At 42.1% G+C, this 12,536-nt stretch carries 10 protein-coding genes; 5 read left to right on the plus strand and 5 right to left on the minus strand.

Translation table 11 applies throughout. From position 1 onward, the window contains the following. Positions 1-165: 165 nt before the first annotated feature. The 3 genes from P1X15_RS12710 to P1X15_RS12720 form a co-directional block, all read right to left on the minus strand. Positions 166-1,128, minus strand: coding sequence for an aldo/keto reductase (locus P1X15_RS12710; protein WP_277338499.1), 963 nt, complete (start codon positions 1,126-1,128; stop codon positions 166-168). Between the two features lie 7 nt (positions 1,129-1,135). Further along, positions 1,136-3,370 (minus strand): DUF5916 domain-containing protein, encoded by a 2,235-nt coding sequence (locus P1X15_RS12715; protein ID WP_277338500.1) that lies wholly within the window; start codon positions 3,368-3,370, stop codon positions 1,136-1,138. Between the two features lie 81 nt (positions 3,371-3,451). Then, on the minus strand, positions 3,452-3,787 hold the full coding sequence (locus P1X15_RS12720) for a hypothetical protein (protein WP_277338501.1): 336 nt from the start codon (positions 3,785-3,787) through the stop codon (positions 3,452-3,454). Between the two features lie 147 nt (positions 3,788-3,934). On the opposite strand from P1X15_RS12720, the gene ade reads away from it, so the two are divergent. From ade to P1X15_RS12740, 4 genes are all read left to right on the plus strand, one after another. After that, on the plus strand, positions 3,935-5,581 hold the full coding sequence (gene ade, locus P1X15_RS12725; RefSeq protein WP_277338545.1) for an adenine deaminase: 1,647 nt from the start codon (positions 3,935-3,937) through the stop codon (positions 5,579-5,581). A 96-nt stretch (positions 5,582-5,677) separates the two neighbouring features. After that, entirely contained in the window at positions 5,678-6,259 is a 582-nt protein-coding gene (locus tag P1X15_RS12730) for an RNA polymerase sigma factor (RefSeq protein ID WP_028668663.1), read from the plus strand. A 91-nt stretch (positions 6,260-6,350) separates the two neighbouring features. Next, the gene (locus P1X15_RS12735) at positions 6,351-7,613 is read left to right on the plus strand and encodes a replication-associated recombination protein A (RefSeq protein ID WP_277338502.1); all 1,263 of its coding nucleotides are present in this window, start codon (positions 6,351-6,353) and stop codon (positions 7,611-7,613) included. Then, entirely contained in the window at positions 7,598-8,551 is a 954-nt protein-coding gene (locus tag P1X15_RS12740) for an endonuclease/exonuclease/phosphatase family protein (protein WP_277338503.1), read from the plus strand. Before P1X15_RS12735 ends, P1X15_RS12740 begins: the two co-directional genes overlap by 16 nt. Positions 8,552-8,558: 7 nt before the next feature. On the opposite strand, the gene P1X15_RS12745 is transcribed toward P1X15_RS12740, so the two are convergent. Both P1X15_RS12745 and P1X15_RS12750 read right to left on the minus strand, forming a co-directional pair. Next, a complete protein-coding gene (locus P1X15_RS12745; protein WP_277338504.1) occupies positions 8,559-9,314 on the minus strand; it encodes an enoyl-CoA hydratase/isomerase family protein in 756 nt (251 codons plus the stop codon). Next, the gene (locus P1X15_RS12750) at positions 9,314-10,858 is read right to left on the minus strand and encodes a DUF5723 family protein (protein ID WP_277338505.1); all 1,545 of its coding nucleotides are present in this window, start codon (positions 10,856-10,858) and stop codon (positions 9,314-9,316) included. Before P1X15_RS12750 ends, P1X15_RS12745 begins: the two co-directional genes overlap by 1 nt. A gap of 202 nt (positions 10,859-11,060) precedes the next feature. On the opposite strand from P1X15_RS12750, the gene P1X15_RS12755 reads away from it, so the two are divergent. Next, a complete protein-coding gene (locus P1X15_RS12755; protein ID WP_277338546.1) occupies positions 11,061-12,491 on the plus strand; it encodes a circularly permuted type 2 ATP-grasp protein in 1,431 nt (476 codons plus the stop codon). The last annotated feature ends 45 nt before the right edge of the window (positions 12,492-12,536 follow it).

Genomic DNA, 12,536 nt, shown 5'->3' on the forward strand with positions numbered 1-12,536 from the left:
GGTGCCAACATGAGGTCCATACGTTTTCCCAACTACTCAATACTCAATTGGTTTGCAAAATTACGTTAGATTAGTCGAATAACAGCGACTTCGTCAGGATTGTTTGTATGGACGGGCTTGTGTGCTTTGTTTTAGAGGCTAAAAGGCGATTTATGAAAGGCCGTTTTAGTTCCATTGAAGGGATTTCCTTTCTTGCCAATAAGGCCCAGGAGAAACGGCAAATGTTTTAAGAATTTCTAACTCATTTTGAGTAAAACTAAAATCAAGGGCTTGGAGATTTTCGTCAATTTGCCGAGGCGTATATCCGCCACTCAATACGATACAGGGAGCCAACATCTCAAAACTAAACCGCAAAGCTATGGCATCTACGCCTACGCCATAAGAGGTGGCTAAATGATTGAGAATTTGGTACAAAGATTTATAATGTGGATAGCGAGTAGTGGGAAAAAGACGCCCGTTGGCTAATCCTTCTTTTACGATAATTCGTTTGTTTTTTTGATGAAGTTCAGGGATGATTTCAGCCACACTTTGGTCAAGAATATTATAAGTCATTTGAAAAGCATCAAACAAATCCAGACCGTTGATTTGTATGGCAAGCGCTTTTTGTAGAATGGCAAGCTGCTCTTCTCCACTTACCGAAAGCCCGATTTTTAAGTGATGTTGTTCTTTCAATTCAGCCAGTCGATGTAAAACTTCTTGGTTTTCCAAGACACCACTTTCGAGCGTAGCCGAGTGTATTTGATGAGTACTAAGGTAAGGTAGAAGGGCTTGCGACTGTTGCCATTGTTGGTTGAGTTTGCTTAAAGTATGCTCTTTAAGTTCATGAAGGGGGGCATTGATATCAAAGTTTGCAGTATAAGTATATCCCCATTTGGTTGCCACTTCTAGATCTTGGTGCTGGTTTTGCCGAAGCCAATCAATAAGGAGTTTTTCGGCAAATCCATATCCCGGAGCAGTATCAAAATAGCGGATTCCAGCGGCGTAAGCATGGTCAAGTGCGTGCCAGCCTTGTTGCCAGAAAGCATCCAAATCTTTACTGACAACTTTCTCTTGTTTGATGTTGATATAATGCGGCCGTCCGATAGACGCCATTCCTAAACCTATGGTTGATAAAGTGCTGTGATTCATTTATTTCTTATAAATTAAACCAATAGGTGACTTTTGCCTGAATGGAGCGGTTGCGCGATTGGCCATTTGTAGTATTGTAGTTGTCGATATATACCAAAAAGAAATCCGAAACCGGAGCAAAACGCCACTGAAAACGCGTGTTGATGTTCATGTTTTCAAACTGACTGTTGTACTGTAAAAAGGTAGTTAAAAAAACGGATTTAGAAAAAGTCCAATCAAGGCGAGGCCCCACCAAAAATACATTGTTTTTCCCAATCGGAAGATCGATTCGATTGTAGGTGAAATTCATAGCCAAGGCGATATAGGGCTGATAACGATAGTTGAGCGACCCCGCCAAGCTCATAATGGTGCCGTTATAATACTGTCCGATGAGGGGTTGGGCAAAAAGCCACCACTTTTTGCGTTGGTCTGAGAAGTAGTTGAGCGAGGCGTTGTAGTAAGTATAGCCTTCTCCTTTTTTAAGCGAAGGGAGCTTTCCATTGCTACGAAGGGCGTCAAAATCGGAGAAAAGATAGGTGTAATTTTGATTGACCGAAAATAGCATTCGAGCCGAACTATTGAAAAACATCGATAGAAAAGGACCCGCAGTACGGTCTGTCACTCCTACATTGGGCATGGTGTATTGTTCGAGCGCGACTCCCACACTGTAGCGGTTGACGAGCTTTGTGCGCGGATAAAAAGAAAAACCAAGGGTAGGGTTGATACGGAAGTAATCTTTGCGAGGTACAAAACCAACTTCGGCATCGTATCCTTTTCCGACCCAATCGTGCGCCCATCGAAAAGTATACTTGAGTACACTGTACATCAACGAAAACCCATTGGCAAAGGCATCTTTTGGCTTGCTTTCGCTGAAAGATTGGTGGTAAAAAGCCTTGCCTTGCCAACGGCTATCGCGGGAGGTGAAGTTATATTCCAAACCGCCTACCCGATTGAAGGGCGTGAGATTGGGGCTAATATCGGGATGAAGGGTCTGTTTGTTGACAAAAATTCCTGCAATATTTGACCTACTAAATACTTTTCGTTGGATAGAAGCTACCGTAAAATTGACCCCCGAAATCCCCTTAAAAGCATCGTCGGCGGTTTGGGTATTGAGAAGGCCAATGCGCCAATTATCATCTATTTTTCCGCTCAGTCGTGCTCCATATAAAATGCGGTTTGGAACGCCCAAGCCTGTCGTTGAATCTTTGGCAATTCCGATTTGACGCGAAAAAAAGGGGCTGATAATCTGATTTCCAGCTCCACCCAAATTGCTCTGAGGTGGCAAGAAAGGATTGATAACATAGCTCCCAAAGCCCGAAAATAAATCGGAGTTTTCGAGAAAAAACTGCCTTTGTTCGGGAAGGTTGATGTCAAAACGCGTAAGGTTGATGATTTGGCGGTCGGCTTCGACATTCGAAAAATCAGGGTTAATAGTCAGGTCAAGATTCAACCCAGAAGTAACGCCGATTTTGGCATCACCTCCAAAATTAAGCCTACTGCCGTTGTTGGGATTGTCGGGGTTGACAAAGTCACGACCTGTACCCGCGGCAATGTACGGAATCAAAGAAATATTAGCACCGGGTTTTTTGAGAGGTTTTTCAAAAACGACAGGAATTGAATACCCCAAGTTCATGATGATTTGATTTTGGGGAATGCGTATTAGCGTACTGTTTTCGTTGATTTGGGTATCAAACCGATAACTTTTAAAAAGCCATTGTTGGGTGGCGTCCTTGAAGCGAAGGGTAGTAAAAGGAATAGCTACCTCAGTGGTCCAGTAATCATCATAGATTTTGGATTCTCCGACCCATTTATTATCCCAAAACTCACTAAAGAAAGAGTTGTCGGTAGCGCCATTGTACAGCAGTGCTTCGCGCATGACTCCTAAGGGATTCATCCCAAAAAGAAAGGCATTGGTGCGGTCGTTGAAGGTATCGAAGATAAACGTAACATTGTCGTTGCCGCCTGCCCGATAATCGCGGCGATAAGAAAGGATGACAAATTTTTTGTTGCGGGTATAGCATTTGGCACTGACGTAGACGTACTTGTTATCATAAGTCATTTTGACTTCTGTACGGTGTTGAGCTTTGAGGGTATCAGAAGGGAAGTATTGCCAAAATTCACCCATTGGTTCAATATTTTGCCAAACTGCCTCGTCCAAAATACCATCAATCTTTATTTTTTCATTTGTAAAACTGACTTTATAAGGAGAATCAGCTTGCGAAAATGCCAAAAAAGGGCATAAAAAAAGAAGTAAAAATTTCATCAAATACGTTGAGTGGTTTAGGTAGGTAAAACAAGATAGGTTGAGACAAATTTAGGGATTTGTTTGCTTTTATAAATTCGGTCAAAAATATTTTAGCATAGCCCAAGGGCGTCGTGTTGAGAGATAATGAGGGTTTTTATCATTTGTATAAGCTTCACGCTCAAAACTGATATTGCGATAAGCACGATACCGATGCCGATACTGAATGAGTCGAACAAGGTATTCAAGTATATACCAAATATAAAAAAGTAAAATCCCTGTTTCGAGTTGTTGGCGTAAGTGGATTCGCTCATGATTGAGAAGCCATCGGGGGGGATTGTTGTCGCGACAAAATACCCAAGGAAAAAAAGTGAGACCTTCTACCCACAAAAAAGGAGTATGGACGATAATCATAGGTAAGCGAAATTTAGAAAACATGATTTATTTTTGATTGTCGAGCTAATAAGTAGGGAAACTTTGACGGAAATTACCTTATGAGTATCAGCAAAACAAATCATAATTTGTACCGCAATACATAAAATTATATTTTTAGATTATCGTAGACCCTTAACACCCCATTGAATGATGTTTCTAACGGCCAATTTACTCAATCTCTTTGATCATACCATTAATTTGGCCGAAATACAGGTCGTAGATAAGCGAATCGTAAGTGTAAAAATAATAGGAGAGGAGCAGGAGGATTTTTCTTATATCATGCCAGGTTTTGTGGATGCGCACGTACACATCGAAAGCTCCATGCTCACTCCTGCGCAATTTGCGCGCTTAGCCGTGGTACACGGTACCGTTGCTACGGTATCAGACCCCCATGAGATTGGCAATGTATTAGGAGTGGCAGGAGTGGAGTATATGATAGAAGATGCGCGTCAAGTGCCGTTTAAGTTTTGTTTTGGGGCCCCTTCTTGTGTTCCGGCTACTACTTTCGAAACTGCGGGGGCGGTTATTTCTCCCAAAGATGTCCGTAAATTACTTTCGATGAAGGAAATTGGCTATCTAGCCGAAATGATGAATTTTCCGGGAGTGCTTTATGAACAAGAAGATGTAATGATGAAAATAAGGTTGGCACAAGCATTCAATAAACCTATCGATGGTCATGCGCCAGGCTTACGTGGACAAGACGCTAAAAAATACATAGAAGCAGGCATCACTACCGACCATGAGTGTTTTACCTACGACGAAGCTCACGAAAAGCTTCAGCTAGGACTTAGCTATGTATTGATTAGAGAAGGGAGTGCGGCCAAAAACTTTGAAGCCTTGATTCCGCTCATGAGTCAATATCCCAATAGGCTCATGTTTTGTTCGGACGATAAGCATCCCGACAATCTTGTAGAAGGGCATATCAATCAGCTCGTAAAGCGTGCTTTAGCCAAGGGCTTTGCGTTGTTTGATGTACTTAGGGCTGCTTGTCTCAATCCCGTATTGCATTATCGCCTCTCTGTAGGCTTGCTGAGAGAAGGCGATCCCGCTGATTTTATTTTGGTTGATAATTTACAAGATTTCAATGTTTTATCGACCTACATCAACGGAGAGAAAGTGGCCGAAAATGGCATCACATTTTTACCTGATTTGCGTAGCCCTATCGTCAATCAGTTTGATTGTCGCCGTATTTCTCCTCTTGATTTAAGACTAGAAGCACCGGCGGCGTCAGTGACAATACAAGTAATAGAAGCTCTCGAAGGGCAGCTCATTACAAACGCTCTAGAGATAGCTGCTCTGATTGAAGACGGGTGTATAGTGTCTGATACTGAGCGCGATATTTTGAAAATAGCGGTGGTCAATCGTTATCAAGCTGCCCCCGTGGCAGTAGGGTTTATCAAAAACTTTGGTTTGAAACAGGGAGCTATTGCGTCGTCGGTAGCGCATGATTCTCACAATATCATTGCAGTGGGCTGCGATGATGAAAGCCTTGCGCGTGCTATCAACCTAGTGATTGATTCGCAAGGCGGTATCAGTGCGGTAGAAAGTATATTCCAAAAAGCGCTTGAATTGCCTTTGCCGATTGCAGGGTTAATGTCGGATAAAGACGGATATGAAGTCGCAGAAAAATATACCATAATAGATAATTTTGTTAAGCAACAACTTTCTTCTTCTTTGGCATCTCCTTTTATGACCCTTTCTTTTATGGGGCTTTTAGTGATTCCTTCGTTGAAAATGAGTGATTTAGGGCTTTTTGATGGGCAAAAGTTTAGTTTTACCAAATTATATTTTCTTTAATTAATTGTAAAAAAAACACTTTTTATTTTGCAACTTATTATAAAGAAAATTACATTTGGGCTGTGATTGTTTCTAAACCCCAAACCCCTCCACCCAATGCCCCGGTTTCATCTAACTACACACGAAGAGGTGACTCTCTGGAATCAGTTCCGCCAAGACGACGAAGCCTCTTTTGCAAGACTCTATCAATGCTATGTTCAACTACTGTACAACTACTGTACTCAGTTTAGCGCTGATAAAGCCCTGATTAAAGATTGTATCCACGATTTGTTTGTGGAACTTTGGCAACATCGCCACACGCTTGGCGATACCACGTCGGTGCGTTATTATTTGATGGCGTCTATCAAACGTAAATTGGTAAGACATCTCAACGCTCAACAAAAAAATACGAGTAGTGAAGAAATCCCCTTGGAGTATCATCATCTTTATACGGCATCATCGGAGTCGTATGTGATTGCACAAGAGGAGTACCTCCAAACAAACCGTAACTTAAACGAAGCAATGGAAAAATTGCCTCGTCGTCAACGGGAAGCTATTTTCTTGAAGTTTTATGTGAATATGACAAACGAAGAAATTTCTAACTTCATGAAAATCAACATTCAATCGGTTTACAACCTTGTTTTTGGTGCTTTAACTAGCATGAAAAAACAACTCAGCATGGAGCGCGTGACAGTATAAAAAGTAGTATAGTTAAAAGATTTACACCAACGCCCGTAGAAAATCTCTACGGGCGTTGGTATTTTTGTGCCACTATTAACCGCCTTGCTCTATGATTGCTCCTCTTCCGGAAAGAATGCGTCCCCGGTCGCTTGATGATTTCATTGGTCAGTCAAAACTCCTTGGTTCACAGGGAGCATTACGACGAGCCATTCAACACAATTTGGTGCCTTCCATGATTTTGTGGGGGCCGCCTGGTGTTGGCAAAACAACCCTAGCACTTTTAATTGCCGAATCTACCAAGCGCCCTTTCTATCCTTTAAGTGCCATTAGCTCTGGGGTGAAAGAACTACGTGAGGTTTTGGGACGCTCGTCGGGCTTGTTTTCGCCGATTGTTTTTATTGACGAAATCCATCGCTATAACAAAAGTCAACAAGATGCTTTGCTAGCGGCTGTTGAGAAAGGCCAAATCACGCTCATTGGGGCTACTACCGAAAACCCCTCTTTTGAGCTGAACTCAGCTTTGTTGTCGAGATGCCAAGTGTATATCCTAGATACGCTTTCCAAAGATGACCTGATTAGAATGCTACATCAGGCCGCCGAAAGAGACGAAGTGCTAAAAAAGAAGCAAATCCAATTTGAGTCTTATGATGCTTTGTTGCGTCTTTCGGGGGGAGATGGGCGCAAACTTCTTAATCTATTTGAGCTAGTGGTCAATGCGCATTTTAGTGAAGAAACGATAATAGTCACCGACGAATCGGTGACGGAAGTTGCTCAACAAAACTTGGCCCGCTATGACAAGTCGGGCGAACAGCATTATGATATTGCGTCGGCTTTTATCAAATCAATGCGAGGCAGTGATCCCAATGCGGCACTTTATTGGATGGCAAGGATGATTCATGCTGGTGAAGACCCCGAATTTATTGCTCGACGAATGTTGATTTTGGCTTCGGAAGACATTGGCAATGCCAACCCCACCGCCATCATCATGGCCAATGCTTGCTTGCAAGCAGTGAAAGCGATTGGGTTTCCTGAAAGTAGAATCATTTTGTCGCAAGTAGTGATTTATTTAGCGACCTCTCCCAAAAGTAATGCCAGTTATTTGGCCATTGATGAAGCGTTGGCGTTGGCCGAAAAAACGGCTCATTTGCCCGTCCCGCTGCACTTACGCAATGCTCCCACCAAACTTATGAAAGAGATTGGCTATGGTAAAAATTACCAATATTCGCACAATTATGAAGGTAATTTTGCTGAACAGAATTTTTTGCCTGATGAATTGAAAGGAACACAAGTCTATCAGCCAGGTCAAAACCCTCGTGAAAATGAAATCCGTAAACAATTGCAAAAATGGTGGGGTGAATGGTACGGATACTAAACAAAGCGCTTTTTCTTGTAGTTTGGATGGTGGTCGTGGCTTCGCTTTTAGGCTTTTTGGGATGGTATAGTCGGTGGCTTGACCATTTTGCTAGCTTTCGAGTTCAGTACTTTTTATTGAGTTTGGGAGTTAGTTTATGGTTTTTAGGGCGATACTTATATCAAAAAAAACGTAGAGACGCATTTTATTTATTACCCGCTTTATTTTCATTGGGTCTTAATGGATGGTTTGTGATGCCTTGGTTAGATTATGCGAAAGCAAATAGCACTACGACGGCAGATTTTAGGATTTATCATGCCAACATACTTTATAAAAACAAGGATTATGCTTTGATCACCAATCGTATCCTGAGCAATAAGCCTTTGTTTATTTCTATTAACGAAGCTACTCCTACATTTATCCGGCATTTAGATAGTACTTTAGGAAAGCAATACCCTTATGGATTTGATGTATTGGCCAAAGCAAATACTAGAGTCGTCATCAGAAGTCAAGTTCCAGTTGTATTGGATACGGTGGTAGCCTTCAGTACCAAAGGTATGATGCGTCTTACAACCCAAGTACGGGGAAAGCCGTTGACTATTATTGCTTGTCATGCCTACAATCCTCTTTGGAAGGAAGATTTTTTGATACGTAATCAGCAGTTAAAACAAATGGCAGAAATCATAAAACGAGAGAAAAATCCAACTATGATAATCGGGGATTTGAATGTCACACCTTGGTCGGTTTTTTATGAATCTTTTATTGCAGACACACGCCTAATGAACAGTCGTCAGGGATTTGGAGTACAGCCTACGTGGCCTACTAGTTTTTTACCATTGAGAATCCCAATTGACCATTGTTTGACCAATTCTTTGTTGGAGACCACTAGTTTTAGGATAGAAAAGCCGACCAAATCGGACCACTTACCTTTGGAGATAGGGCTGCGGTTTCGCCCTTAAAAAGGTGTTATTTTTTGAAATTTGCGATTGCTTGTTGAGTATGACTAGAGAGCACCAAGGTTCCGCTCATTGCAGCCCTTTCTTTCAGGAGACTATCCCAATGCTCTGTGGTTTCCCAAAATACCTTTTTAAGCGTTTTTAAAGCTTCGGGATTGTATTGAATAAGTTGATGAGCGAAGTTCCTTATGCCTTCGTCGAGTGTTGGGATATCATCATATACTTCGGCAAAAAGCCCTTTTTCTTTTGCCCAAGATGCCGAGTAAAAAGTAGAAGGATTGAGGGTAAGTTGAGTAAATGCTGCGATACCTATTTTGCGTTCAATGGCAGGCCCTACCACAAAAGGCCCAATGCCGATGAGTAATTCGCTCAAACGAATAGAGGCATGTTGCGTGGCAAAACAATAATCGGTAGCAGCGGCTAGTCCTACACCACCACCCACGGCTTTTCCCTGGACTCTTCCCAAAATCAAAATAGGGCTTTTACGGCAAGCGTTGATAACATTCGCAAAACCCGAAAAAAAATGAGTACCTTCTTCGGGCGTTTGGATTGATGCTAATTCTTCAAAACTCGCACCCGCGCAAAAAGTACGTTCGCCGCCACTTTGAAGAATGATGATTTTCGTAATTGGATTTTGACTAAGCTGTATAATGGTCTCTGCCAATAGCGACAAGATATGACTAGGCAGGGAGTTTTGGGAGGGGTGAAAAAATGTAATGGTGGCGATTCCCTCCGACGAAATATCCGTAGTGACGTAAGCTTCCATTATTTTCTTCTTTTGAATAAACCTTTCTCATGGGGTTGATACCAGCATTTATTGGGGTCTTTAGGTTTGCGGTGAAAAAATGGTGCATAGAGACCAAAATAAAAGTCTAAACCTTGAGGCTTGCCAATATCTAACATACCCCCTAAATGATCGGTACCTAATATAAGAGGACCAATCCGGGCTGCAAGACCCACCGTAAAAACACGATAATTGTCAATCAACGCTACGGGTGTGGCTACTTCAAACCACCGGGTTTCGTAGCGGGGAGTCACGGCCACTAAAGACTGAGTTTTGATATCAATATTATTTTTACCTCTAAGGCTCTGGATTACCAATCCGTTGATATACCAGTTGCCTTTATGATGATAGTCAAAGCTTACATTAGCGGCAGTGGGCAGCCCTATCGTAAAAGCGCGAGGATTGTCGGCAGGGCGAACATTGAGTGCTCGGTTTACGGCAGTAATGGCCGAATTACTACCCTGCAAATTACTAAAATCACGATAGGAGAAAGTAACATTAGTTTGATCGACGTCGAGTTGCCGTACATAGTTTAGGTTTTTATAGCGAATAGCCCCTATGTCATTTAAGGCTGCTGAAATGCGAAATTTATACTTGTTTTTGTTGGGGTCAGGTTCGCGGCCACCTGTGGGTTTTCCTCTTTTAAATTTATGAAAATCTGGCCGATATTCATACACCGCTCCTATGTCAAATCCCCAGCCTCCTCCTGCCGATTTATTGCCAAACAAAAAGCTAGGACTTGGACTGATATTAGAAAAAGCTTCCTCGGTAGTATAACCATAGGTAGCCTGCACACGGGGCGCTAAAATAAATTCGCGGTTGGGGGTTAGACTTTCTACTAGTATTTCATAGTTGGTATTTTTCATGTCGGCATGAACATTATAAACACCGACGAGGCGTTTAATAGAAGTGCCAACTTTCAAAAAATGCTCATCATAATCGGCTATAACTGCTCCAAAAGTGGCACCTAATTCGATAAAGCCGTTGGTCGTAAGCGTCGCAGTTTGATTATTGAAAGGCTTTTTTTGTAATTCTTCTAAATCTGTCCCAAATCGAATCACGCGAGCGGTTTCTTCCGAAACATTGGTCATATTGAGATAATAACGCCCTCTGGATGTAAGCCCAATTGCAAAACGATTGTTCTTAAAAGAATATAAAAAAGAAGGCCCCCGGAGGTCGCCTCCCGTATGCAGGTGTTTGGGTTTGCCATTGAGGCGTTCGGCATAGTAAGATTCACGCCATATAATCAGTCCCCGTTCGCTTCGGTATTTTTTGGGAACGGTGTTTGTAACAAGGCCTAAAAAAGAATAGGGAGCATCAAATCGCAGGTAATTGTTTATCAAAAAAAAATCGTTCCCAATAAGATTGATATAAAGCTTATGTCGAGAATCAGCCGCGTGGGCAGGGTTAAGATAAAGAGCATTGGTGCCCGCATAGTTGCTAGAAGAAAGCCCTAACCAATGTTGACTATGGCTAGATACGCCTACCAACAATCCCATAATAACCAAAACCAAATGTCGCGCCATTCTCACAAAAGTGATATGATTTATTATCAAAACTGAAAACGTAAAAAGTTGATGCAAAGTACGATATAATCCAATAATTTATGAAACCAAAACAATATATAAAGCAATTCTGTAAATATGTTATAGAAAATTTGGCAAAATTATTAATTTGTCCATATCTTGTTCGGTGAAACAAATAACTCACCTACGATATTTTGCCATTATGCAATTTTCATTTAAGAATTACGACACCGAAAATTTCTACGACGAGATGTTTACTCCTGACGGGAAGATGCGTCCGGGGTATGAAGTCTTCAAGCAGCGCGTCGAACAGTTGAACCAAACTGAATTGATGAACCGACAACATACCGCCGAGCGCGCCTTAATGTCCATGGGGATTACTTTCAACGTATATTCAGAAGGCGAAGGAACGGAACGTATCATGCCTTTAGATATTATTCCGAGGGTGGTAGCAGGAGAAGATTGGAACCGCCTTGAAGAAGGTCTTATTCAGCGTATTACGGCGCTCAATCTGTTTATTGATGACATTTATAATGACCAAAAAATCCTGAAAGACGGAGTCGTACCACGCGATTTGATAGAAACTTCTAAGTGCTATTTGGAAGCTTGTCGAGGTTTAAAACCCCCTAAAGGTATTTGGTGTCATATCACAGGTACGGATTTGATAAGGGGAGACGACGGTACGTTTATGGTCTTGGAAGACAACCTTCGCTGCCCTTCTGGAGTATCTTATATGCTCGAAAATAGAGAATTGTCAAAGCAGATTTTCCCAGAGGTATTGGCCCGCACTGGCGTGAGACCCGTATCTGATTACCCCGCTCGCTTGTACGATATGCTTAAGTTTATTGCAGACCGCCCCGATCCCAATATTGTCGTACTGACGCCTGGAATCTATAATTCGGCTTATTTTGAACATTCGTATTTGGCTCAGCAAATGGGTGTAGAATTGGTAGATGCGCGCGATTTGGTGGTGTCGGGCGGGTATGTCAAAATGCGTACCACTCGTGGGTTTGAGATTGTGGATGTGATTTATCGTCGTTTGGACGATACCTTCCTTGACCCTCAGGTTTTTAATCCGCATTCGCTCATTGGGATTCCGGGGATTTTTGATGTCTATAAAAAAGGACGGGTAGCCCTTGCCAATGCTCCCGGAACAGGCGTGGCCGACGATAAAGTAATCTATGCCTACGTACCACGCATTATTAAGTATTATCTCGACCAAGAAGCCATCATTCCAAATGTAAGGACCTACATTTGTAGAGAAGACGACGACTTGAAATATGTTTTAGAAAATGTCGAAAATCTGGTAATCAAAGAAGCCAACGAAGCTGGAGGGTATGGGATGCTAATTGGGCCCAAAGCTACCAAAGAAGAACACGAAATTTTCCGTACCAAAATCAAAGAAAATCCGCGCAATTATATCGCACAGCCCGTAATTTCTCTTTCTAGGGTACCGTGTATTGTGGATGACCATGCTGAGGGACGTCATGTTGATTTGCGACCTTATATCCTTTATGGAGACAATATCAACGTGATTCCGGGGGGGCTGACGCGAGTAGCTTTACGCAAAGGCTCACTAGTCGTAAACTCTTCGCAAGGAGGAGGGGGCAAAGATACTTGGGTAACTTATTAGTAAGTACTTTTTACTCAAAACGACATATTGTCAAAATGTGCACCA

The sequence above is a fragment of the Runella sp. MFBS21 genome (genome assembly GCF_029433105.1).
Taxonomy (GTDB): Bacteria; Bacteroidota; Bacteroidia; order Cytophagales; family Spirosomataceae; genus Runella.